Source organism: uncultured Gimesia sp. (assembly GCF_963976445.1).
In the GTDB taxonomy this organism is placed as follows: domain Bacteria; phylum Planctomycetota; class Planctomycetia; order Planctomycetales; family Planctomycetaceae; genus Gimesia.
Genome location: NZ_CAXBKP010000034.1, coordinates 1 through 25,711, shown reverse-complemented (window position 1 = coordinate 25,711; position 25,711 = coordinate 1). Strand labels below are relative to the sequence as shown.

The window sequence follows — 25,711 nt, the reverse complement described above, 5'->3', positions numbered from 1 at the left end:
TCGATATCGGCAACCTGATACCTGCAAGCTGTATTTGGCCAGTTCTATTTTGCTATCTTGGTTTCAAGAATAGTTGCCATGTATATTTCATCTATGTCTCAGGCGAATCAAAAGCGATAGAGTGACACATCAAAGCGAATTAAAACTCAGATAATCTTAAAGATCAGCTAAACCTAGCTGGATGTTGTTGTCGTCATGTACTTGTTGGCTATGACTTTTTTGCCAATGTATATGAAATTGAACAGTGTTAATCAAAATGGGTAAGTCAGGTGGTTTTAAAAAGAGTGTCTGGACATTAGCTTTCTGAGCGTTAGAATAACTTCAACATTATTGGCTTTTCTACCGAAAATATGAGTATGAATAGAAGAATGTGCTCCCTAATCCTGATGCCGTGGATGCTGCTGACTCAGTCAGTTGCCTTTGGCCATTCTCACGGAGGTAACCTGCCTGCGGGACATGATTTACGCGCGCATATCCATCTGAATCAATCCTCTGTAGATGACTCTCACGGCCACACTCATCACCATGGGTTGGATAAACACAGCCATCATGATGACCATCATTCGGATCGTGAAAAGCAGAATTCCTCGCAATTTGAATCTCCGTTTGATCATGATTCCTCTGCATTGTATCTCAGCAGTAACGATGTGATCTCAGGCTCGCGTTCTACAATTACGACGGAAATCAAAGTCCTGTTTCAATGGGACAGCATGGGATGTGATTTATCCTCTGACTCTCTGCAGCAGACTGAACCTGTTTGGTGCTTGTATGGCTGCGCGCCTCCTGATTCTGATTCCCCCCTCTTTGTCCGCCACCATGCTTATTTAATATAAGCATATCACTCTTCGCAGACAGTATCACAAAATCAAGCTGATACGTTCTGCTTTTGGCGTCGACTTAATTCGTGTTTCACATCGGGTCAATCCCTGAAAGATTCACGAAGAATTCTATCGATTCGACACTTTGTTTGTAGTCGGACAATCTCTCTTTTCATAATTTCAAATCTTCGCATGATGCGAAGGAGGTGTTTATGCGTCCGTTACTCACTGCAGTTCTCATTGGGATTGGCCTGTTCACGGAAAGTTGTGCCAGCTCCTCACATTCGACTGGTAAAGCAATGATTTCTGATACAACTTCCAAGCGGGAAAATCCCCAGAAAGAAACCATTCATCAGGTCAGGTATCTCAACTCTAATTTGAAGACCCCAAACGATGAAATAGTACAAATTGATCTCACAGACAAATCATCTCGGATCAGCAAATCAGAGGAGACACAAACACTTGGTCTCCCAGAGTTGATTGATCTGACCCTTGATAGTAACCCTCGTCTGGCAGAGGTCTCCTGGGCAATCGAAACAGCTCGGGGTCGGGCTATCCAGGCTGGATTATATCCAAACCCGACTGTAAGCGTGACAGGAAATGAACTCAGCGACCGAACTGGACCGGGGGGGATCTGGACGGCGTATGCGGGACAGGAGTTTGTTACAGCCAACAAACTTGGCCTGGATCAAGCTGCTGCTCTTAAAAGAGTGGATCAGTCCTCACTCAAATTGATGACGGAACGCTATCAGGTTTTTACTAAAGTACGACAAGCTTACTTCGAAGCATTAACACTGCAAAAACGTTCGGACATCCTCACACACCTGGTACAGCTTGCACAGAAGTCGGTCAATAACTCGAATGCCCTGCTCGAAGCGAAAGAAGCAGCCGAACTCGATGTCATACAACTGGAAGTTGATTTGGAACGTTACCGTGCAGACTTGGATGCGACAAGAAAAGCGTTGCCGGGAGCCTATCGGAAACTGGCTGCGAGAGTTGGTATTCAGGATATGCCTATTAAGCGACTTTCAGGTGATTTGGATTCTGCTCTGCCAGAATATGACTTGGATCAAGTGAGCTCTTATGTGCTCAGTATCCATCCAGAAATCAGGTCTGCACAAATTGGTGTCGAACACGCTCAACTCGTCTTACAACGAGCCAAGGTTGAACCCATTCCTAATATTACTGTTGGTACAGGGTACACTCATCAGAGCCAGAATCGGTCAGATGACTGGGATATCGGTTTTAGTGTCCCTCTGCCACTTTGGAACAAAAATCAGGGAAATATCTTTGCTGCAGAAACAAATATCAACGTGGCGATGAATCAAACGGAGCGAGTACAAAATGATCTGATTAATCAACTCGCCACTGCTTATTCAACTTACGCTTCAGCACATGAGCGATCTGAGCGATACAAAACTTCAATTATCCCTAAAGCGAAGCGGACCTATGATCTTTCAATGGTAGCGTATCAGGGAGGACAGTTTGAGTACTTGCGAGTCCTGGAAGCACAACGAACTGTCGCTGAATCCAACCTGGAACTGATCCGTTCAATGAGTGAAATGTGGTTGGCTGCCAGCGAAATTGCAGGGCTGATGCTTGAAGACCAGTGGCCTTTAGTTCCAGTTCCTCCCTTACCTGAAAAGGAACAATCATGAAGAAACGTCTTCAAATAGTGAAATCCATTCTGGCAATCGGGATCGTTGCGATATTGATTGCTACCGGATATTTCATGCGTGACATTTGGTTGCCGCTTTTACAACAGAGCAAGACTACCGGATCGGTCAATCCTCCTGCCACAACTACAAAGGCAGGCGATAAGAAAAGCGCAGCTTCCGAGCAGATCATTCTATCAGACCAGGCCATTGCCAATCTGGGTTTAAAAGTCAAATCAATACAACCAGAGACTTATTGGAAAACGCTACAGGTCCCGGGAATGGTTGTTGATCGGCCAGGCCGCAGTGATCGAGGGATCATTTCTCCAGTCGACGGTGTGGTCGACAAAATGAATTATTTCCCAGGTGACACAGTCCGTCCGGGAGAAGTGCTTTATACGATTCGTATTCTTAGCGAGTCTTTGCAGCAGACCCAGTCGAAATTGTTTAAAGATACGCAAGACATCAAACTCGCTGAGGCAAAAAAGAAACGTCTGGAAGCTTCAGGAGGAGCAGTCCCCGGTGCCCGGATTATTGAAGTTGCCAGTGAAATCACACGATTGAAAGTGGCGATTAAGGGGTATCGTCAGGAACTGCTCAGTCGGAGTTTTACACCGAAGCAGTTGAACGAAGTTGCTGCAGGTGATTTCGTCAAAGAACTGAATATTCTGGTTCCCTCTCAAACTGGCGAATCCAAACCTTTGGGCACTTCTGTCGTGCTGCAGGCGACAGGTGAGGGAGTGAAACTGGACTCTCCCCCCTCCTTTGAAATTCAGGAATGCAAAATAGATCTAGGACAACAGGTCAGAACCGGTCAAATGTTGTGTTTACTCGCAAACCATCAGCTGCTGGCAATAGAAGGTCGGGCATTTCGAGACGAAACACAACTTCTTGAACAAAGTGTCAAATCCGGGTGGCCAGTTGAAGTGGACTTTCAGGAAAACGCGCTAGCAGACTGGCCTCCCGTGAATCAGGTTTTTCGGATTCAACATCTGGCAAATGTCATTGATCCGGTGAATCGTACCTTTGCTTTCCGCATGGCGTTAGAGAATCAGTCTAGAGTTGTGAAACAGAAAGGAATGACTCAGGTACTCTGGCGGTTTCGTCCAGGTCATAAAGTCCGCATTTTGATCCGGGTTGAAAAGCTCGAAAATGTGTTCGTACTTCCCACGGATGCCGTTGCCCGCGACGGAGCTGAAGCATTTGTTTTTACGCAGAATGTTAATACGTTTCAACGCAAGGCGGTTCGAGTTTTGGAACGAGCCCGACGCTATACCGTCATTGCGAATGATGGATCACTCATGCCTGGTTCATTTGTAGTACAGAGTTCTGCCGAACAGTTGAACCGCATGTTGAAATCTTCATCAGGAGATGACTTGCCTGAAGGCTACCACATTCACGCCGATGGCAGTCTCCATAAGAATGAAGACGAAGGGAATTAGAGGAATACCATGCTCAATTCAATTATCCGACTCTCACTGACCCATCGAACGCTGGTGCTTGCCGCTTGTGTCGTTGTCTTGGCTTATGGGGGCTATTTAACGACGACGTTACCGATTGATGTATTTCCAGATCTCGATCGACCTCGGGTCGTGATTCTGACCGAGTGCCCTGGCATGTCGTCCGAAGAGGTCGAAACGCTGGTTACTTATCCAATCGAAACAGCGATCCTGGGAGCCAATGGGGTCGAAGATGTCCGCAGTCAATCCAGTCAGGGCATGAATGTCATCTACATCGAATTTAGTTGGAAGACGGAACCTCGGTACGCTCGACAGATTGTGTCAGAGCGTCTGGCGAATGTTCCGATGCCACCAGGCATTCGTCCGATCATGACTCCTCAGGCATCCATTATGGGGCAAATTCTGCATGTTGGAATTCATCGCAGACAGGGACCACAAGGTGGAAAGTTGACTGCGGTTGGGCAGACAGGATTACTGGCAGAACGCACAGGAAATGAGGGAAAGCCTGAACTGACCGTATGGAATCCTGTGAATCGAAACGATCTCAACTTATGGCAGAAGGTTAATGTCGAGAATCCTAAATGGGCTGCGACAAGGCCCGGGCGTGATGTGACGTTTGTCTGGAATAAACAGTCCTATGATGTAATCTTCCCGACTCCCCTTGAAGAACGAATGGATTTGCGCACTACAGCGGACTGGTTAATCAGACCGCGATTGCTGAAACTGACCGGCATTGCAGAGATCATTGTCATGGGGGGTGATGAGAAGCAGTATCAGGTCTTGGTTGATCCCATCAAATTGCAAGAATATAACGTTTCACTTCAGGATGTTGAGGCGGCTGTCCAATCTAATAACCTGAATGCCAGTGGCGGGTTCATCATCGGTGGTCAGACAGAACGTTCCGTGCGAGTGATTGGTCGTCTTGGTGCTCTGACGAACGACGTCCTGGAAGAACTCCGAAAAGCCCCTGTCAAAATGATTGGAGACCGTGCCGTACTATTGTACCAAGTGGCACAAATCGTGGAAGGTCCTGCTCCCAAACGGGGCGACGCCAGTATTGATGGACATGCCGGAGTTGTTATTACAATTGTCAAACAGCCGCATGCTGACACTAGAAAACTGACCGACGACGTGATGGCGGCACTGAGTGACGCAGAATCAACACTGCCTGCCGATATTGTGATCAATACCAGCCTGTTCCAGCTCAAGAGTTTTATTGACCGAGGGATTTACTACGTCGAAGAAGCGCTTGTCATTGGAGCTGTTCTTGTCGTGATCGTGTTGTTCTTGTTTCTGCTGAACTTTCGCACTACATTCATCACGTTGACAGCCATTCCATTATCGTTGGTGATCACGACTCTGGTATTCCGCATCGTAGGGTTCATGACCGGGACAGAATTATCAATCAACGTAATGACCTTGGGGGGAATTGCAGTTGCCATTGGCGAACTGGTCGATGATGCCATTGTGGATGTGGAAAATATATTTCGGCGCCTGGGAGAAAACAATTTAAATCCCAATCCGAAACCTGCCATTGTGGTCGTGTATGAAGCCAGTCGAGAAATCCGCTCTGCCATCGTCTTCGGGACAGCAGTCGTTGTCCTGGCCTTTATGCCTTTATTTGCTTTATCTGGCGTAGAAGGTCGCTTGTTTATCCCGTTGGGAATTGCCTATATAGTTTCAATTCTGGCTTCTTTATTGGTCTCACTGACTGTCACACCGGTACTCTCTTACTATCTCCTGCCGCGAGCAAAGGCAACTCATGCTCATCAGGATGGGCGATTATTACGGATATTGAAATGGGGGGCGAGTTTCCTGATTCGATTCAGTATGCGGCGTGCAGGAATCTTATTGGTTTTGACCTGGGCACTGGTTGGCTACAGTGTGTGGGAATTGTCAAAGTTGGGAGCTGACTTTCTTCCCAAATTTGATGAAGGAAGCGTACAAATCAATGTATCCTTACCTGGCGGATCGTCACTGAAAGCATCCAACGAGGCATCCTCACTGATTGATTCGCAACTTGTCAAACTACAGAAGTCTGCAGAAAATCCGAATGGTCCCGTATTGCACTTTTTTCGCAGGACCGGTAGAGCAGAGCTGGATGAGCATGCTCAGCCAGTCAACGTTGGTGAATACATTCTGACGATGAACCCAGACTCAGACCATGGTCGGGACGAGTTTCTGGACACGCTACTTTCTGATTTGCGTTCAAATGTACCAGGGGTTGGGATTGAAGCTGAGCAACCGCTATCGCATCTGATCAGCCATATGCTATCTGGAGTCAAAGCCCAAGTCGGGATTAAGCTCTATGGAGACGACCTCGACAAGCTGCGCGAGTTGGCAGGAGAAGTTCGCGACGCGATCACTGATATTCCTGGTGTGACACCTCCCATCATCGACCCTCAACAACGGGTAGACGAATTGCATGTTGTACTGAAACCTGATGAGCTGGCTTTCTTTGGATTAAGTCGGGAATACATAGCCGACTTTGTACAGACTGCGTTAAAAGGCGAAGCAGTATCGCAAGTATTGGATGGTCAGAGACGTTTTGACCTTGTGATTAAACTAAACGAAGAGTATCGCTCAGATCCTTATAATCTGGGTGAACTACGTATTGATCTTCCCGATGGGCGGGGGCAGATACGTTTGCGAGAAGTGGCCAACTTCCCAGGTTCAGCCAGTGGACCAAATTTGATCAACCGAGAAAACGTCAGACGCCGTCAAACAATCCGTTGTAATGTCTCAGGACGTGACCTCGCCAGCGCAGTCTTTGAAATTGAAGAACGGGTGCGTGATCAGGTCGCATTGCCAACCGGTTACTTTGTTGAATTTGGGGGGCAATTTGAAGCACAACGTTCTGCTACATTTCTGATTACGATTCTGGCTGCCGTCTCTGTTGCTGGTATCTTTATCGTGCTGATGATGCTCTATCCCTCTGCCCGAATCACGTTTCAGATCCTGAACGCCATCCCGACTGCTTTTATTGGTGGTGTCTTTGCACTAGTATTAACGAACCAGACTCTGACCGTGGCAAGCATGGTAGGATTCGTTTCCCTGGGAGGAATTTCGGTGCGAAACGGCATCCTGTTAGTGACACACTATTTTCATTTAATGGAAGAAGAAGGGGAAGCGTTTAGTCAAAACATGGTACTACGTGGCAGTCTGGAAAGACTCGCGCCGGTCCTGATGACCGCCTTGACCGCGGGTATTGCTTTGATTCCTCTTGTTGTGGGTGGTAATAAACCGGGGTTAGAAATTTTATACCCTGTCGCAACTGTGATCCTGGGAGGTCTGGTAACCTCAACGTTTTGCGAATTTTTTATTCATCCTGGATTATTCTGGAAATTCTCGGGGAAGGATGCCGAACGACTGGTCCGTAGTGAAAGCTCTGATGAAGAACTGCTGCGATCTGTATAAGAATTTAATACGCTTTAACTATTTCTATGATGCAAAGGAACACGAAATGATGTACACAAAATCGCTGGGCTTACTTTTGGCAGCTCTCATCGTCACGGGATGCGCAGACAAAGGCACTACAGACGCTCCAAAATCTGAAACTGCACAGCAACCTGAAAAAAAGAATGAAGTTGCTAGCAAAGAAGAACATGCACCACACGGTTCAGGACCAAATGGCGGGGTAGTGTTTGATTTGGGAAAATATCACGCCGAATTCACAGTGGATCATCCCAAGCATGAATGTATGATCCTTTTTATCGGTAACGACGAGAAAACACCCGTAGCGGTTACAGCCAAAGAGCTGACACTAACCACAAAAGAGACAAAGACAAAAGAAGGAAAAGTCGTTCCCCCCATGACAGTCAAACTGTTTCCCCAGGATGAAACCGACGGGAAGGCGACGAAATTCTTAGGGACTGATCCTGGCATCGGTAATGTTGCCGACTTTGAGGGCACGGTTCTTGGTGAGGTCGATGGCAAGCCCTCTCAAGGAGAGTTCAAAGAATAAACTGCCTGGTGATAATTATGGTTTCCATTGAGGTCGCCGCGTCCGGTAAAACGGTAGCGGTGGCCTTTGGATACAGTCGGATACTCAAATGCATAAATTCTCTAAATACGATGGAAGCAGATAATGTACTATGTTCTTAAAATTCTGCTCACTACCGGTTTGGTAGTTGCTGTATCGGAAGTATCCAAGCGTAGCTCACTTTGGGGTGGAATTCTCGCTTCGTTGCCACTGGTCTCTTTTCTTGGAATGATCTGGCTATATATCGACACAGGTAGTACCGAGAAGGTTTCGGAACTTTCAAAAAGTGTATTCTGGCTAGTCCTACCTTCATTATCTTTTTTTCTCATACTGCCTTTTTTACTCAAGAAAGGAATGGGCTTCGGTACCAGTTTCAGTATTTCAACGGTGTTAATGATTACTCTCTACTTTGGAATGGTTTTTTGTCTTGGAAAGTTCGGGATTCAGGAGTAGTAAGGGAATCTCATTTTCCAGTTCATCATTTCGATGGTCACGACGCTGAATTTGCAAAATCTGAAATTTTTATAGCTTAGCCATAATTTACAAATATTTTTTCTTGTGAATCCGAGAATACCACCGGGCGTGTTGAAAAAACCTGTTTGAAATAAACGGTTCAACGGGTGATTGATCTTGATCCGTGGTACGGTTTGTGGTATATCCCGCAATCATACCTGAGTAGGCTTCCTTCATAGTTTCACGCCCGTTCGTTTTTGTTTGCTGTACGGCAAACGACGAGTTTCGCGGAAAATTGATCTTGCGTTCGATATCGAACGAAACGCTCGCGGCCGATGCACTAACCTCAAGTACTATTCGATCAATGCCATTTCGCGAAATGGGTCGATATTTGGCTCGTCCGAGAACTCAAGTCAGGGTTTCGAAGACGACGATTCGCAAACTTATTTTACTTCGATCTTTAACACCGACGCGAGTTGGAGACTCTGCTTCACCACAGAAGGTTGACTAACTTCTGCGTGTTGGAGTTGACGCCAATTACAGTCGGTATTGGCGACCGGACGAGCATAACGTTCGCGGGAACCGGCGCTGGGGCGAAAGACATTGAATTCAGAACCTGCACGGTCGCGGCTCCGTGTCCAACTGTTTGTTCAAGTAAGCCGCTATCGCGGCGTAGTTTTCATTGCTGAATTATAGTGAAATTTCTGAAAAAAGTCGAGCATTTGCCTCAAGTGGGAGCCACGTTTTCTCTTTGTGTTCCAATCACTTTACGAAAGAGAAGATCTGATGGCGAATTACAACAACTCTGTCTGCTCCGACTATTTCAACGGCAAGCTTTATGATCAGATGACTGACGACCTTCATTTGGCCGGCATGGCACAGCGAACCATCCACGGCTACCTGCGAGCAGTCCGGCAATTGGCCGACTATTCAAAGTGTTCGCCCGACAAAGTTACCGAAGAGCAACTGCGACAGTGGCTCCTGCACTTGAAGATCGAGAAGCAGTTCGCGTATGGATCGCTTCGAGTTGCTTTTAGCGGAACCAAATTCTTCTTTACCCGAACTTGCCGGCGTGATTGGAGAACACTTTCCGAAACCAAACTTCAGAATATTCAATCGCTTCCGGAAGTCATCACCCCAGGCCAAGTGCAACAAATCATTGATGCTTGCACGACGATTCGGATGGCGACGTTCTTCTGGACTGTCTATTCCCTCGGACTGCGAATCGATGAAGGACTCAATCTTCACGTCGGAGATATCGACGGACAACGCATGATGGTTCATATCCACCGTGGCAAAGGGGCCAAGGACCGCTACGTCCCCTTACCATCATCCACCTTGGTGTGGCTGCGAGAATACTGGATAACTCATCGTAACCCGACGTTTCTGTTTCCCGCTGATGGCCGCAATCATCGTCAGGGGGCGACAGCCACGACACCAATGAGCATGACTGCTGCCCAGGGAGCGATCAAGAAGATCACCAAACAATTGAAGTTTGGCAAAAAAGTATCAACCCATACTCTGCGGCACTCGTACGCCACTCATCTCCTCGAAGCGGGAGCAAGTCTCAAGGCGATTCAGAAGTACCTCGGTCACACCAGCCTCCAGACCACGATGATTTACCTGCATCTTACCGAGACCGCTGAGGCCGACACCCAGAAGTTGATCAACCAGCTCTTTGTTCGAAAGCCACTGCCACGAAGGTTTAGCGACAAGTAGATGCCGACCGTTGCCGATGCACTTCGGCAACACGCTCCCGGTTACCTCGAGTCGTTCAACCAACGCGTACCGCTGGGCCACCGCAAGGTACTCAGCTACATCATGCGTTGCCGAACGGGCAGACTCGGGAGTGTCATCTATCGGTGCAAGTCTTGTGAGCGAACGCATTGGGTCGGACGGTCGTGTGGAAACCGACACTGCCCCAATTGCCAAAAACTCAAGACAACGTTGTGGCTCGCCAGCCAAACCGAAAAGATACTGCCAGTGCAACATTTTGTCGTGACGTTCACGGTTCCTCAGGAGCTGCGGCCACTGCTGCGCGCCAACCAAAAAGAGGGTTACAACGCAATCTTCAAAGCGGGTAGCGAAACAATTCGAACGTTACTCAAGGTTCCCCGGAACCTTGGCAGTGACAAGATTGGCTTCTTTGGCGTGCTCCACACCTGGGGCCGCGACTTGCAGGCTTACCATCCTCACGTTCACTTCGTTGTTCCCGGCGGTGGAGTGAGCAAGGACGGAAAGCAATGGTTACAGGTCAACAAAGACCAGCTGTTTCATCCACGTCCTGCCTTGCAGCTGTACAAACAGCGGTTTGCCGAAGCGATGAAGGAAGCCGGTTTGTATTCCAAGCTGCCTGACGGCGTCTTGAAAAAGAACTGGGTCGTGAACATCCAACCTGTCGGTGATGGCCGGGCGGTGTTGAAATACCTTTCGCCTTACGTTTATCGGGTGGCCATCAGCGACAACCGGATCGAACAAGTCGATGAAAAAGGAGTTACGTATCGGGTCAAGCTGACGGGCAGTCATCACTACGTGTCACGACGGGCAACCGGGCAACAGTTCGTCGCGAGTTTCGTTCAACATATCTTGCCAAGTGGCTTTCAGAAGATTCGTTACTACGGTTGGATGAGCCCCAACCACAAACTAAAACTGGCAGAAGTTCGTTGGCTCGTTTGGCTCTGGCGTAGATGGACGTTCTGGCTTGGCAGCGCCATGCTTCAGCCAAAAGTCACCAAGCCGCCCGCTCCAACGTGCAGCGACTGTGGAGGCGAGTTAGAACTGCTGGCGATCACCAACGAAACGGGCAAGCTGATCTGGCAACGACAGCTTCAGGCGCGGGGGCCACCATGATCCTTGCCGAATATCTACAATTCGAAATTCGAAAATCGCAACCGGGAAGCGAGGCGAGGAAGATATGCGCCTTCATCGTATTCGCATCGAAAAATGGACCGAAAACTCCACTAGCTATCGAAAAAACTGCCACTTGGATACCACCAAGAGTCAAACAAAGGCAATCGCCCACCTGTCCAACGCAAACTGGGCTATCAATCGTCCGCTCCAAGGCAGGCTGCTGGAAGCAAATCCCATAGGCGCCCGCCGCTAACGACCTTCCTGAACAGAGAACTTGAACATCGGCTCCGTTCCTGCGTCACTACGCGATGTCAAATTCTTATTTGTTATGCCCCACCACGGATAAAGAGTGGGTACTTCTTGAGTTCTGCGAATGCTGACTTCAGCGATTCAGTCTGGCATTGCTTGGCAATTGTTTTGAAGGTCTCGTGGTAGTAGCCATGTACCCATGCTTTCCGAATGTCGCGTTCGTCCAGTTCGTTGAATAGTATTTCGTCGAGCCATGAGCTGTCACGCGATTTGCGGCATGCGCATTCTTGAAAATGCCCAACCAGCTTTTCGGCCAAGTAAAGGCCCTCATCGAACATACCCATGACATCAGTGGTCAGATCCTCCAGCGGATCAATTTGTTCATCTGGAGTCTTGTACGTGATACGGTCAAAAGCGACTCGCGGAGGGTGAACAGTTTTTGGAAATCCGACGAATGCTTCAGCGCGGTATCGATGGGGGTCCTGTTGCTCATCAGCACCAACAACAATGATGGCGGATCCGAATCCGAAGATGTATTTGGTCGAATAGAACTTATGCATGGATGCTAGAGCTTTTGGGCATAACTATTGATAGACAGAATTTGATTCTGTCTAAATCTATCAGGGTTTCTGTCTATTATCAATTGACTATATATGAACTAGTGAAAACGGTTAAAATTATTCAGGGAAGACCGACATGACAGCGGATGTTGACCCTCTCCTCTCTATCAGGATCACGCAGCATGCCCACTGCCTGTCTAAAACTAGCATCGGTCCGACAACCCTGAGGCAGTTAAGCAATGTTACATTGCACAGGATAACTATTTCGAGAAACCTTGGTTTTTGACTTTAACGATTTGGGTGAAGTGGGGATTTTCTCATTAAGGTTTAATTCGCGTTCTCTGAAGAGGACAGCTTCCATACCTTCATTACGTAACATTACAGCATATCCTTATACTTCAACCACTTACGGTATTACCACTCGGCGGAAGATTTTGTGGAAAAGCTATATTTTTACGTTTCGAACCCAGTAATTTTAAGTCTGGCTTCTTCTGCTTTAACGATTCACGATTTCCGGGGAACTTCAGCATTCTAATGGAATACGGTTTTCATCATTAAAAACAAATTATAGTATTTTGATTTCGCTTACAGCAAGATCATATTCAGCACGTATAGATTAAATTGATGAGACACTGATTTTCCAGCTATTTGCTAAAACGAACGTTTTCTGTTTGACTTGCTCAATGAGTTTCATCCTATTTTTACACATTGTTGTGTATTCTTTTTTTTTATATCTGCGTAGAATTACTATAGATGCAATACTATAGATACGGCCTCACTCCAGAAGAACACCGGCCCCATGAACCTCGATTCTCTCACTTAGGCTGGTTCTAAGATCGGGGGAAGGTCACTTGATTAGGAATCGTCACCATGCGTGCTGTTGGATTGTTCTTTGTTTGTGTTGTTTTGTTGCTGACTTCGACCGCGTATTCCCAAACAGGTCGCCAGAATGAAGCACTCGTGCGTTATGCCCGGACTGCGGTTACACGAACCGAGAAGGCGTTGTCGGACTTGCTTCGTTTTTACGATGTCGGTCGCGTTTCTCCGGACAAGGTGCGGGAAGTCCGCGAGGCATTGGCTGAATCGAAGATCCTGTTGGCTGAAGCAGAAGGAAACCAACGCGAAGTGGTCGCGCAATTGCGGTTTTTGGTCGAGCAGGACAATGTCGCTTTGCAGCAATCGCGGACCGCAGCCGCTCAAGGAGCAATCAACGCGGCTCAACTGGCGATGATCGAACAAGAAGCGGTTTATCGCCGAGTGCGTCTCGCGAATGCATCAGGGGACAAGCAGGCGCAAATCCTCGCATTGGGGCAATTGACTGCGACCGTGAAAATATCGGCGGAAGTAAATGCTCGACTCTTCGCACAAAAACGGATCGACCGGGCCACATTACGCCAGTCGCAGAAAGAACTGGCCCAAGCCTATTACGAATTGGCAGTCGTCAAAGACGATAAAGAGAGTGTGATCAAATACCTCGAAATCCTAGTCGCCTTCAACCAGCAAGAATTGCAGGCGTCCTACGGCAGATTGTCGCCAATAGCCATCGCCGATCTCAAACGTGTAACGATCGACTTGGAAGCTGAATTGGCCTTTGTGAACGGCAAGATGAGCGAGTACCAGAAAAAGCTTCAGACATTGGTGCAACTTGATCAACACGCCGTACAGCGTTCGCGGGCCGGGTCACTCGGAGCATACGAAACGGCTCGGCGACAATTCGATTTGGCGGATTCGCAAGCGCGACTGGCGACGGCAAAGAAGGGCGAGTAGCGAGGCTGGAGCCACGAGAGACTAGATGTCGATCCGCCAATCGGTGTGGCTTGGAATCGGAGTTTTGTGGCAAACTTCCGAGAGTTTACAGTTTCTCAACTGAGACAGTGAGGTCTCTCATGCCAGGCAAGGTGGTCATCACGGAGCGGCAGCAGGACGTTCTGCAAGTGATGAGTCGATCCCTTGGGGTCAAAAAACTCAGCCGACATCGAATCGCCACGAATATTCGCCCATCAATGATTGGCTTCGGCGTGTTCACACTTTTCAGCATTTTTATGGACATTGCAATGTCTGTGAACTCCGGTGGCCAAGGTCAGGGAGACGGCAACGTTGCCTTGCGGTGTAACGTGAAAACGCGTGTCAGTAGTGGTAACCATAAATGTCTCCTGCCGTGTATCCAAAGAAGCAGAAGGAATGAGGTGGTGTTGGTCCTTAGTGCACGTGAGCGACTAAGTTCTCGCGGCCAATTATATGGTGTTCGAGAATACCACCGTTAAACGGTTTCGCGTCACTTCGATCTGATCTGAAATTGATCCATGCCAGTCCGACCGCTCAATTTTGTCCGCGAAACTCGTCGTATCGCTGACCGTCAACTCAAACGAACGATATCTCGAACAGGGACTGTGTGTTTTCAACTGTGGCGGCCGCGAGGTTCGCAGCCCGGTGAACAATTTATCCCACTGACCAGAAGAACGATATCCTGAAGGTTGATTACACACCAAGCATCTCGATAAAATGGAACTCCTACTGGTATTTCTTCGACTTACTGGGATTTTGTGACGTCACGTTTGCACGCAAATTCGCCATCGTGACGCGTTAGATTGATAATTACAAGTTAGGCTCCAATATCAACACGATATCAGACACACCAAGGATCGACGACAACTTCTGACGCGTACGGACACCTCGATGTGACGATAAGAGAGGCGTCATTCGAGGCCGGCAAAATATCTCCGGTGACGATTCTATTGCGAAATCCGTTCGATGTCCCAGTGGAGATCATCGAGATTCAGGGTCACGCTTACATCACATATGCTATACTCTGCTTTTTCTTCCAAGCAGACGGTTAGGCAAACCTGATTTGCCGAGCGCGGCTTCCTGCGTGAAGTGCAGAACAAGATTGGATAGTAGACGGAGGGGATTTCCTTGATACCAGAACTACGTAAGCTGACGACAGCCGAGGAGGTGCCGTATGAACGCCCCCCTGAGATTCAGGCTGCGCTTGAGAGTCTGTACGAGATCCCTATCGAGGAAGTGGCCACCCGTGCGGCGAACGTCGCTGAGGGCGAACTAGGCTTTGTGCCTACAGAGTGCGTAATGCATTTTGTCCGACTCTCCCGTGAAAAAGGTGACGCCTTACCCTACCAAGCTCTATTTGAAGTGCTCCGCATCCGAGTAATGAAGCTTACCCCTGTGAGGTATCGCCGTATTGGTACCGAGCAGTATGTCCCGGCTTCTAGTTATGCTGCGGACCTTCAAGAAAGAGTGCTCGATAAGTTTCTACAAATCCTCTGCAAGGACCGCGAGGCGTACAACGAACGCCTAGATTTCTACGAAGTTCGTTTCAATATGGCTATTTCTAGGCTGCGTTCTACCGCCAAGAAGGCTCTGACAAAGCATAGAGATCGTGAACAACCAGCTGAATACGAAGAAGAATCCGGCTCATTGACTGCGGAGATGGAAGCCCGTCTTGCTAGCATGCGAAATCTACCAAGTCCCGAGGAAATGTTTTTCCGGTTTGAGCAACTTCAGGCGATTGACCAGTTACCCCCAGATCAGAGGCGGATTATTCAGCTGATCCATGTACAAGACATGCCAATTGAATCGAAGGACCCAGGCACACAGTCAATTGCAAATCTGCTCGGTTGCACGGGAAGGACCGTAAGAAACCGCCGTGACCGGGCATATCAGACGCTGCGAAATGCAATTGGTGAAGAAGGGAGCGAGCAATGAGTTCAAAAGACAAAGACTTGGAAGACGTTCTCTACGCATTTTCAGTAGAGCCGAAACATGACGAAGAAACGCTTAGTCGCTATTTAGAAAAGTACCCGAAGTACGCCGAGGATCTGCTCGACGTCCTGCATGAGCTGCAATTCACAGAGGCTCTTGCCTGTGTGGAAACTGCGCCCGTCGCAGATCCTTCGGCCCAGGAAGCTTGGAATCAGTTTGTTCGTTGCAAACCAGCTAGCGAAGAGGCTTCAGCTGCTGAGACATTCGGTGAGAAACTCCGTGGTCAGGCATTTATTAATTTAGCTACCGCAATGAATGTTCCTCGCGCGTTCCTTGTCGCGTTCCGAGACAGACTTGTCACTCCTGCATCCATTCCAAAGCAGTTTATTGCTAGCCTAGCGAAGGCGGGAGAAACAGAAACACGTACCGTGCTCGAATATCTCTCACTTCCTCCGCAGTTGGCGATTGCCGCTGAATTCAAGTCTGATGAAAAGCCAGAGCTGCAAGGCCAGATGACGTTCAAAGAGCTGGTTGATACGACCGAGATGCCAGATGAGAATCGTCAGGCTTTATTGAAGGACTGCGGAACCGATGGACCTTAATGAGATTAGCAGGCAAAACGGTGCACGGCTTCATGCGGAAGCAGTTGGTCGTGGCAACAACCCATGCGAGCCCTACTTTTTTGCAGTTGCTGAGGCAGTCCGGCGTGGTATCGAAGTTGAGAGAGTTCCACTAGGTGATCTCCGCTTGCACGGCAGTCGGGCGCTCTATGACCCCGAAGCCCTGCTAATTCTCCATGAGAATAGTGGTGATCTTTTTGCCGATGCGTTTCTTGTTGCTCATGAAGTCGGTCATGTCGAATTCGGGGGCGCAAATGACTTCGCGTCTACCATAAAGGCAGACCCGCTAAGGACTACCGAAGCTTCACCTGTCGGCATTGACCGCGTGGTCGACTATAACTGCAAGCAACGTCGTGAAGTCCAAATGGACTTGTTCGCACGAGAGCTGCTCCTCCCTCGTTCTTGGGTGCGCGCTTTGTACCTTGATGAACAAAAGACTGCAAGCCTGATCGCAGCCCAATGCCAAGCTCCTTTTTCTGTAGTTGCCCAGCAACTATTCGATGCACTGATACTTCCTGAGGTTATCCTCAAGGAAGCAAGTCCTGAGCAACCTCGTCCTCCCAATGAGGACCAAAAGCTAGCGATTGAGCACGTAGGAACACCCTACTTGCTAGAGGCCGGGCCTGGTACGGGAAAAACACAAACGCTCGTTGGACGTGTGAACCACCTTCTCACATCTGACGTCACTCCGAATAAGATTCTTGTCCTCACGTTCTCTAACAAGGCAGCCGGTGAGCTGTCTGAACGTATCGCCGTCCGTCATCCAGAAGCCGCCAACGGCATGTGGATTGGCACGTTCCACGCATTCGGGCTGGACATCATTCGGCGGTTCCACGATCGACTCTTGCTACCGACTGAGCCCCGCCTCTTGGACCGAACTGACGCGATTGATTTACTCGAACAGGAGTATCCACGGCTTCAGCTCACGCACCTTCGTAACTTGTGGGACCCTTCACGACCGCTTAGTCAGGTGCTGGATGCAATTTCTCGCGCAAATGACGAGGTAGCTTCCCCCGACCATTACCGTGCTCTTTCAGAGAGCATGCTGGCGAATGCAGAATCAGACGAAGAAACAGCGGATGCAGAGCGGTGCCTTGAGGTTGCCAAAGTCTTCGAGGTCTACGAGAAGCTGAAACGCGATCATGGCTGTGTGGATTTCGGCGACCTAGTGTCGATGCCAATCCGCCTCGCCGAGTCGGACTCAGAGGTCTCCGATTACCTCAGTTCTCTCTACGCCCATGTTCTTGTCGACGAGTTTCAGGATGTCAATCGAGCTAGCGTGAAGCTGCTCAAGCTCTTGACGGGTAATGGGGAAAACCTCTGGGCCGTCGGCGACGCAAAGCAATCAATCTATCGCTTTCGCGGAGCGTCTTCGTATAACACCAGCAGATTTGGGAACGAAGACTTTCCTGGGGCGCAGCGCGGGCGACTTAGTGTAAACTACCGAAGCGTGGGCGAAATACGGGACACATTCGTAGAGTTCGCCTCGACTATGTCAGTGGCCAGCGGGCAAGATATCTCGCTTGTGGCAGATCGCGGGGATTCTGGTCGGACTCCCGAGTGCCGCAAGGTTGGCACGAATGAAGGCGAGATACTTGCCGTCAAAGACGGGATAGAGGAGCTGCTTGCCGCCGGGCACAGCTACTCTGATCAGGCGATACTCTGCACTGGTAACGACCGTCTAGCCAAAGTTGCCAAGGGCCTAGAGTCACTTGGTGTTCCGGTGCTCTATCTCGGCAGCCTTTTTGAACGACCTGAAATCAAAGACCTGCTAGCCATTCTCTCTTTGCTCGTTGACCGACGAGCGATGGGACTGCTGCGACTCGCGACGATTCCGAGCTACGAGCTTCCCCTAGCTGACGTCGCGTCGATCTTGACGCAGCTTAGAGAGCATGAATCAGAACCGCTCGACTGGCTACGCGATGCCAACTTCCATACCACCCTTCCGCAGACCACTCAGGATCAAATTCAACTCATTGCTGCGCTACTCAAAGGTTTTGAGGCGACCGCGACTCCGTGGACCACGCTAGCCGATCTGCTCCTTGATAGATCGCAGATTTTGTCGTCAATTGCGAACAGCGACTCTGTCGCGGCTCGTACAAAGGGCATTGCAATTTGGCAGTTCATGAACTTTCTTCGCAACCAGCCGCCCGGCCCCGGCCTACCAATCGTCCGAGTGCTTGAGAGAATTCGCAGGCTTTTATTGCATTCCGATGAGCGCGACCTTCGGCAGCTTCCCGCAGCCGCGCAAGGCATCGACGCTATTCGGCTGATGACAATCCACGGGAGCAAGGGTCTTGAGTTTGAAGCTGTTCATCTTCCTGGCCTAACCAAATCGGCCCTTCCCCGGAGTCCCGGCCAGTGCCTAGCAGGAACGCTGCTCCCACCGAATGGAATGATCGAGGGAGCCGAAGGGTCATCCCTTCAAGCAACACACGATGGCGTGAGCGAGGAACAGGAGTGCCTGTTCTTCGTGGCACTCTCTCGCGCTCGTGACCGGATGTTCTTGTATCACCCCTCGGTTGGCCCGACAGGCCGTGCGAGGCAGCGGTCCCCATTCTTAACGCGACTGCAAGGGAAGGTGGAGCATCAAGATTTGTCAGGTCAAACAGCCAATGGAGCAAAGGATGCTTCTGCCGTACCGCTCACCATCGACGGCGCGTTTACATTTACGGATCGCCAACTAGCTCTCTACGAAAAATGCCCGCGTAGATTTTTCTACACGCATATTTTGGCGATAGGCGGCAGACGAACGGAATCGGCGTTCATGCAGCTTCACGCAGCCGTGCAGCAGGCTATTGACTCGGTGTCTGAACTGCCCACAGAGTCCGTATTGCTCACCGAGGTTGAGGATCAGCTTGAGGTGGCCTGGCAGGCTCGGGGCCCCATCGACCACGGATACAATGAAGAGTATCGCCGAATTGCCTCGCAGCTCGTACGTTACTACGTCGATTCGATGGCAGGAATGGCCACTGAGCAGATTCCTGAGTTGCGATTCCCGGTCCCTGGGGGTAAGGTCCTCGTCACGCCCGACCAGATGCTGAGGGCAGAAGATGGAGTTGTCTCCATGCGGCGTATCCGAACCGGGCACAAAGGCAGCTCTGACGGCGATAGCCTAGCGGCAGCCGCCTTTCATATCGCTGCTAAGTCACACTCCTCGGGCTGCCGGGTTGAACTCGTCTACCTCAGCGACGGCAAGGTCGCTTCCATCGACCTCACTTCGAAGAAGCTGCAGAACCGAGAACGCTCTATCTCGGATGCCTTCTCTGCTGTGCAGGCTGGCGAGTTCCCGCTCAAGCCAAGCATCTCCTGCCCCCGCTGCCCCGCCTTCTTCGTCTGCGGGGCTGTCCCTGCCGGACCGCTGGAAATAAAAACTCTAGATTGAGTTTCCGGTTTGGCGAACTTGGGGCGATTAGACCTTCAGCTTCGATGGAGTGGCCATCGGAGAATCACTGAAACAATGCAGGAGGTCTATTCCCATGGAACCCAATCAAACTACTACAGAGGATGACGTCGTCGACATCGGCGCCGCTATCCGTGCCGGTCGAGCCGTACGCGAGGCATCGGCCTACCGAATTAAGGTCAGCAAAAGCGACCTAGAATTTCGCTCGGTCATTCTTCACGACCCAGTCCCACTGGGCCGTCAGATTGCTGAGACTGCTGGCGTCGATGATGTTCGCGAATTCAGCGTCTTCGCCATTCTAAAGAACGGGGATTTCGAGGATCTTCGTCTCGATGAGCCCTTCGACCTTCGTGCGAAGGGGGCCGAGCGATTCGTGCTTTTCCGCACGGATCGGGAATACAAACTCACGATCAATGATGACCAGGTCCGCTGGGGCAAGCCGCTAATCTCAGGCGCGGAACTCATTCGCCTCGCCGAGCCTGAAGAAGGCGACGCGATCTACCTAGAAGTGCGAGGAGGAGAGGACGAGCAGGTCGTTGCCGATGACGTCTTTGACCTTGATGAAGCGGGCATAGAACGGTTTATCACGGCCAAGTGCAAACCTGTTGTCTACGAGATATTCGTCAATGCTCGCCCAAAAACTGTGCCGGACAAGACGGTCACCTACTCTCAAATTGTAGCACTCGCTTTCCCGGGGCCGCATGACGACAACGTCCTCTTCTCGATGACGTTTCGTAAGGCAGCCTCTAAACCCCACACTGGCGAACTGAGCTTGGGTGGTACCGTGGAAGTCAAGAAGAAAGGAACGGTGTTCAATGTCAGCTCAACTGTTCAGTCGTAACCCAGACCTCAAACGGCTACGAGATGAAGGGTATGCCGTGGAAATCTGCGGCGGCTATTTGGTCTTGCGGGACGTTCCCTATGTCAATTCCGAGGGGAAGGTCAAAACTGGCGTACTCATCTCCAGCCTCACATTGGCTGGGGATGAGACCCGCAAGCCCGATACACACAAGGCGTATTTCGACGGGGAGCTTCCGTACCAGGCAGATGGAAATCCCATCAAAGCAATCGTGAATTCTAGCAAAGACTTCGACCTAGGATGCGGCCTCCGAGCCAAGCACCTGTTCTCTAGCAAGCCTAAAGAGGACTATCAGGACTACTACCAAAAGATGACGACCTACACCTCAATCCTTGCCGGGCACGCCCGGCAAATTGACCCCGAAGTAAGCCCGAAGACGTATCGAACCGATGATAGTAGCTCGGCACCGGTTCACTGCTACGCCGACACCGCTACGGACCGTGCTGGCATTGGTGCCTACGCCGATCGGCTAGCTAACGAGCGAGTCGCGATCATCGGCCTTGGTGGCACCGGCTCGTATATCCTCGACCTCGTGGCGAAGACTTGCGTTTCGGAAATCCAGCTGTTCGACGATGACGACTTCCTTTCACATAACGCGTTTCGAGCACCCGGTGCACCGTCAATTAAGGAGCTTCGTGGGACGCCCAGGAAAGTGGACTATCTTGCGGAGGTCTACTCCAAGATGCACCGCAACGTAGTTGCCCACGACACACGCATCACTCCCGAGAACCTCCACCTGCTCGATGACATTACCTTCGCGTTCTTGGCTATCGACTCAGGTGAGTCCAAACGTGTCATCGTCGATAAGCTGGAGTCTTTAGGCATCGATTTTGTCGATGCTGGGATGGGGCTTGAGGCCACAGAGAGCGGCATCACCGGCATCGTCCGAACCACCGCAAGTGTACCTGATAATCGGGCCGAGTTTCGCGCTCGGGTCTCATTCGATAGTGGGGGGCAAGATGCCCTCTATGCGTCAAACGTCCAGGTAGCCGAGCTGAACGCTCTCAATGGTGTGCATGCCGTTCTCCAATGGAAAAAGCTGAGGGGATTTTATTGCGACCTCGAAAACCAGCTTCACTCTACCTACACGGTAGATGGGAACCTGCTAGTAAACGGGGAGGCTGCATGATTCGGCACACGCAACTAGAGCACCGTTTTGTAGAGCACCTCCCCGAGAGCCTACAGCCGGGAATTCTTTATATCTCAATGGAGTTTGGATCAGTAGCCCATAGCTGCTGTTGTGGCTGCGGAGAAGAGATCGTCACTCCCCTCACTCCCACAGACTGGAGGATTGTCTATGACGGGGAGAGCATCACCCTAGCACCCAGCGTGGGCAATTGGAATCTCCCGTGTCGTTCGCACTACATCATCAAGCAAGGGCGCGCCATCGAAGCACCCCCATGGACTGATGAGCAAGTTGTATCTGAACAACAGCGCGACCGAATGGCGAAAGCACGCTATTACCAGCGAAAGCCAGACCACACCGAACCCATAGCACCTACTGAACCGACTCCGTTGCCTAAGACAGGTCTATGGAATCGTGCGATGCAATGGCTTCGCACTCGGATTAGGGCTGAATGAAAATAAGCCGTTGTTGTGAAGGTTGAGAGGCATCACGCAGCTCTGTTTGCGACTTGCCTGCCAACGGGGGTTTCGTGCTCCCTTGGCAAAAAAGACACTCGTCGTCGTCAATTTCAGCGCATCGAACACCGCTACAAACTCACGATTCTCGAAGTAACAGCTGACTGTGGTTAGACGGAATTTATTCATACAGTCTTAGAGATAAACATGCCTATTTGAAAACCCGGAGTGGAACTAAAATGACACCAAAATTAATAAGCTATGACCTGTCTAAACCGGGTCGCAATTACGAAGACTTATACGATTCAATCAAAAACATTGGAACATGGTGGCATTGCCTTGAATCAGTATGGATTGTGGAAACCAATCTGTCGTGTGGGGAAGTCCGCGATCAACTTTCAGCTTATTTAGATGGCAATGATAAGCTTGCTGTACTTACCCTTCAAGGTGGTTGGGCTACGTCTGGCTTATCACAAGAATGCAATGATTGGCTTAGAAATCACCTTTAAACCAGAAAAATCATCGTGGGATTTAAAATCACACCGTTGTCCCTGATGGGATCGCTCCGATTGTTGCTTCAACAAAATCTTGAAGTATCCGTTCTTGTTCCAATCGACATTGATTTTTCAGGCAATAATCAAATGCTTCCGCTTCTTGCTCGGTCAAATTGACGGGTAAGTCTGGTTTGGTCGGGTTACCCTTGACAACAGCGGCTTCATGCCTGTGAAGTGTCTCCAGATCCATCATGATACTTCGCACATGCGGGAAGATATTTCGCAAACGCGATAAAATCAGAAAGCCCTCCACATCGATATCTCCCCAATAAAGTAGCTGATTCTGATTCAGCCAACTCAACTCTTCAAGTCGCGTGACCGCGTTTCCTTCACCTCGAATGGCCAACCCACGTGGATACGAAGGTAGTGTCAGTAGATTCAAGTTATTTTCAACGATAAATACGCTGGTATTTCTAGCATCCAGTGCTGCCAGATAGCGCAACGGCAGTGAGAGCTCATCAAATGGCAGATTCAATTCTTCAGATAACCCGGGATCAAGTAATCGCAGGGAATGGTGTGTCTGACCATCTCGAAAGCCAAATCGACGGATCAATCTGGTCTCATTCACATTAATCGCGGACGCTGGTAGAAGTTTATCCAGCCACTGTTTTAAAATTGATTCATTCCGTTCCACAAATTTGGTGTCTATGGGAACCGGCAATTGTCGAATATAACAATCCGGCAGGGGGTGCTCGATGAGATAATGAGCAACCTGAATCAATCCATCAACTGAGTCTGCCAGCTTCGCAATTTTCGATACTTCACAGATAAGCCAGTCCTCAAGCTGGGGGAAAGCGAGCCGCACCTTTTCTGCAACAGTTTGCGTAGAATAAAAATCTGTTTGTTTTTTTGCCAGTCGTAAAAAATCATCGAGTGTATCGACAGTAATTGCAGTAGGAACCAGATTCGTGCCAAAATCACGTTTCCGTATCTTCTCTCGATGTACGGTATAACCCCACCCACGCTGAATTTTTGAATGCGAGAGCAGTAACTCATGGGCAGCAAACGTCTCTTTGGGATTTTGGGGGTCCAGCTTAAGTCGGACTCTCACCCGATAAGGAAAAAAGTTTTCTGCTTTCCCGAGTACCCAACTCTTTAGAAAACGGGGATAAGCCTTGCTGACTTTATCTGCAATCTCATCAGGCGAAACTAATGGCATTACTTCCCCCTTTATTCTACTTTGAACTCGGAGAATTCCGGGACCGGGAACGGCTCTTAGGGGAGTCTTTTTGAACCTCATTTTGATATTGTTGTGCTGTCATACTGAGTAATTTTGAGCGGCTGGTGACCGCATCCTTGACTACAGATAAATAGCGATCCACAAATGGTTCGGTCACGCGGGCTTTGGCATCCAGCGGGGCCACGATCAGAAGCTGCAGTCCGAACTGGTCGAAAAGCTTAAGGGCGTATTCTGCATTCTGATCATCAACCTTGGAAAACATTTCATCCACGACCACAAACTGAAACCGACCGGGAGTATTGCCATCGGGGTCTATATCAAGCTGGTAGGCTAAAGCGGCAACCAGAATTGTAAAGGCGAGTTTCGCCTTTTCTCCACCAGACTGACCGGAACTACCATCATAGCTACTACGGGTTTCTCCCGATTCAAAAACAATTTCTTCTGCAACAAAATTATACCAGTTTCGAACATCGATTACCTTTTTTCTCCAGCTCGACATTTCTTTGTCAGACAATCGTTGAACCAGGGATTGAATCCGTAGAAACCGGACTTCATTAGCTTCGGGAGTCTGTTCCAGTGATTCGTCGAGGCATTCTCGCAATGAACGCTTAAAATCCTCGATCTCGCGATCATTGACGTGCGACGGTTTTAATCGCATATATGTTGCCGGAGAGTAATTCACTTTCTTCAGTGCACTGTTCAGCTGATGGATTTTTTCTTCAATCTGCTTTTGCTCAGTCCGCAGTTCTGTGTTGAATAATGCAATTTCCTGGCTGACCTGATCATTTAACTTGTCTTTAAACTGCCGCTCGTATCGGGGTAAATCTTCCTCATGCACCTGTTCTAGCAATCCCAGGAAACTCTCTAACGATTCAATCCTAGCATCAATATCGTCTGCCTCTTCCTTAAATTCCCGTAAGTATTTCGACATTGCCTCAATCAGTTTTTCTTTAATCCGATCAAAGGGCTCTCTCAGCTTGTCAATTGTTTGCTGAGTCGTCTCTTTCCAGTCCTGCATACGTCGTTCCAGATTGTCAATTGCCAGGGTATCGGCTTTGATCGAGTCGGCAATCTCCGGAAAATATTTCTCATGTTTCTGGTAATTTCCATTCTCATGCTGTTTCTTGATATCAGCATGCGTATTTTTCAGCAGCGTTTTGACCCGTAAAATGTTATCATCCAGTTTAGCTTGCTGACCTAATTTTTCATCCCGTTCTACACTGAGAGTGTGTTCCTGTTCCTTCACTTGCTCTAACTGATTCTTGAGAACCTGTACTGTATTATTAGATGTTTCCAGTTTCTTTTTTTCCGCTACCAGTGCGTCAATCGCGGCCTGGTGACGTGCAATGTCGATCTGGTCGAAATCCGTAATTTTCAATACAAACTCTGCAGCCTGGCTGATCGATTGTAACTCCTCAAGCTGATCTTCCAGCGAATTCATCTTATTCTGTAAAACTTCGTATTCCGCATTCAGTTCCTGAATGTGCCGTAAGACATACTTTTTCTTTTCAGCGTTATTCCAGCCCAATACAAAAAAACGGGGATCGGTGGTCCGGTCCCGGTCATCTTTCTGGTGCCGCTTCCGATTGAATTTCACATGGCAGTTGGCAGTCAGAGCGTTTCGCGAAACCTGATCGAATTCGTCAACGCTGTCACAGCACTGAAAATTGTAACGCTGCTGAATTTCTTCTTTCACCCAGGGGGTGAGAGGGTGTTTTGGTTTTAATTGTAATTTGTGGTAAAGCGAACTGGCAGGAATTCGATCCCCAC

At 49.4% G+C, this 25,711-nt stretch carries 19 protein-coding genes; 16 read left to right on the top strand and 3 right to left on the bottom strand.

Going from position 1 to position 25,711, the window contains the following annotated elements:
• Positions 1-368: 368 nt before the first annotated feature.
• The 9 genes from AAC022_RS24800 (at position 369) to AAC022_RS24760 (ending at position 11,471) form a co-directional block, all read left to right on the top strand.
• On the top strand, positions 369-833 hold the full coding sequence (locus AAC022_RS24800; protein WP_339735555.1) for a hypothetical protein: 465 nt from the start codon (positions 369-371) through the stop codon (positions 831-833).
• A 197-nt stretch (positions 834-1,030) separates the two neighbouring features.
• Positions 1,031-2,476 (top strand): TolC family protein, encoded by a 1,446-nt coding sequence (locus AAC022_RS24795; protein ID WP_339735553.1) that lies wholly within the window; start codon positions 1,031-1,033, stop codon positions 2,474-2,476.
• Positions 2,473-3,915 (top strand): hypothetical protein, encoded by a 1,443-nt coding sequence (locus tag AAC022_RS24790; RefSeq protein WP_339735551.1) that lies wholly within the window; start codon positions 2,473-2,475, stop codon positions 3,913-3,915. The genes AAC022_RS24795 and AAC022_RS24790 overlap by 4 nt, the downstream gene beginning before the upstream one ends.
• A gap of 9 nt (positions 3,916-3,924) precedes the next feature.
• On the top strand, positions 3,925-7,350 hold the full coding sequence (locus AAC022_RS24785; RefSeq protein ID WP_339735549.1) for an efflux RND transporter permease subunit: 3,426 nt from the start codon (positions 3,925-3,927) through the stop codon (positions 7,348-7,350).
• A gap of 46 nt (positions 7,351-7,396) precedes the next feature.
• Positions 7,397-7,897, top strand: coding sequence for a hypothetical protein (locus AAC022_RS24780; RefSeq protein WP_339735548.1), 501 nt, complete (start codon positions 7,397-7,399; stop codon positions 7,895-7,897).
• 123 nt (positions 7,898-8,020) lie between these two features.
• Positions 8,021-8,368, top strand: a complete 348-nt coding sequence (locus AAC022_RS24775; protein WP_339735546.1) for a DUF3147 family protein — start codon at positions 8,021-8,023, stop codon at positions 8,366-8,368.
• A 786-nt stretch (positions 8,369-9,154) separates the two neighbouring features.
• The gene (locus AAC022_RS24770) at positions 9,155-10,087 is read left to right on the top strand and encodes a site-specific integrase (RefSeq protein ID WP_339735544.1); all 933 of its coding nucleotides are present in this window, start codon (positions 9,155-9,157) and stop codon (positions 10,085-10,087) included.
• Complete coding sequence (locus AAC022_RS24765; RefSeq protein WP_339735542.1) at positions 10,088-11,218, top strand: transposase; 1,131 nt, start codon at positions 10,088-10,090, stop codon at positions 11,216-11,218.
• A 64-nt stretch (positions 11,219-11,282) separates the two neighbouring features.
• Positions 11,283-11,471 carry a hypothetical protein gene (locus AAC022_RS24760; protein ID WP_339735540.1) on the top strand — a complete coding sequence of 63 codons (189 nt, stop codon included), beginning with the start codon at positions 11,283-11,285 and terminating at the stop codon, positions 11,469-11,471.
• A gap of 73 nt (positions 11,472-11,544) precedes the next feature.
• Here AAC022_RS24760 and AAC022_RS24755 read toward each other — a convergent pair whose 3' ends face one another.
• Entirely contained in the window at positions 11,545-12,027 is a 483-nt protein-coding gene (locus AAC022_RS24755) for a hypothetical protein (protein ID WP_339735538.1), read from the bottom strand.
• Positions 12,028-12,897: 870 nt separating this feature from the next.
• On the opposite strand from AAC022_RS24755, the gene AAC022_RS24750 reads away from it, so the two are divergent.
• From AAC022_RS24750 to AAC022_RS24720, 7 genes are all read left to right on the top strand, one after another.
• Entirely contained in the window at positions 12,898-13,794 is an 897-nt protein-coding gene (locus AAC022_RS24750) for a hypothetical protein (RefSeq protein ID WP_339735536.1), read from the top strand.
• Between the two features lie 1,146 nt (positions 13,795-14,940).
• Complete coding sequence (locus tag AAC022_RS24745; RefSeq protein WP_339735534.1) at positions 14,941-15,747, top strand: sigma-70 family RNA polymerase sigma factor; 807 nt, start codon at positions 14,941-14,943, stop codon at positions 15,745-15,747.
• Entirely contained in the window at positions 15,744-16,346 is a 603-nt protein-coding gene (locus tag AAC022_RS24740; RefSeq protein WP_339735532.1) for a hypothetical protein, read from the top strand. Before AAC022_RS24745 ends, AAC022_RS24740 begins: the two co-directional genes overlap by 4 nt.
• Entirely contained in the window at positions 16,336-19,749 is a 3,414-nt protein-coding gene (locus AAC022_RS24735) for a UvrD-helicase domain-containing protein (RefSeq protein ID WP_339735530.1), read from the top strand. The genes AAC022_RS24740 and AAC022_RS24735 overlap by 11 nt, the downstream gene beginning before the upstream one ends.
• Positions 19,750-19,843: 94 nt before the next feature.
• Positions 19,844-20,608 (top strand): multiubiquitin domain-containing protein, encoded by a 765-nt coding sequence (locus AAC022_RS24730; RefSeq protein ID WP_339735528.1) that lies wholly within the window; start codon positions 19,844-19,846, stop codon positions 20,606-20,608.
• Positions 20,583-21,755: a ThiF family adenylyltransferase gene (locus AAC022_RS24725; protein ID WP_339735526.1), complete on the top strand. Its 1,173-nt coding sequence runs from the start codon at positions 20,583-20,585 to the stop codon at positions 21,753-21,755. The genes AAC022_RS24730 and AAC022_RS24725 overlap by 26 nt, the downstream gene beginning before the upstream one ends.
• Before the next feature lie 691 nt (positions 21,756-22,446).
• Complete coding sequence (locus AAC022_RS24720; protein ID WP_339735524.1) at positions 22,447-22,716, top strand: CRISPR-associated protein Cas2; 270 nt, start codon at positions 22,447-22,449, stop codon at positions 22,714-22,716.
• 28 nt (positions 22,717-22,744) lie between these two features.
• Here AAC022_RS24720 and AAC022_RS24715 read toward each other — a convergent pair whose 3' ends face one another.
• Together AAC022_RS24715 and AAC022_RS24710 are read right to left on the bottom strand one after the other, a co-directional pair.
• Positions 22,745-23,920: a Wadjet anti-phage system protein JetD domain-containing protein gene (locus tag AAC022_RS24715; protein WP_339735523.1), complete on the bottom strand. Its 1,176-nt coding sequence runs from the start codon at positions 23,918-23,920 to the stop codon at positions 22,745-22,747.
• Between the two features lie 16 nt (positions 23,921-23,936).
• On the bottom strand, positions 23,937-25,711 hold a 1,775-nt coding region (locus AAC022_RS24710), incomplete at its 5' end, for an SbcC/MukB-like Walker B domain-containing protein (RefSeq protein WP_339735521.1).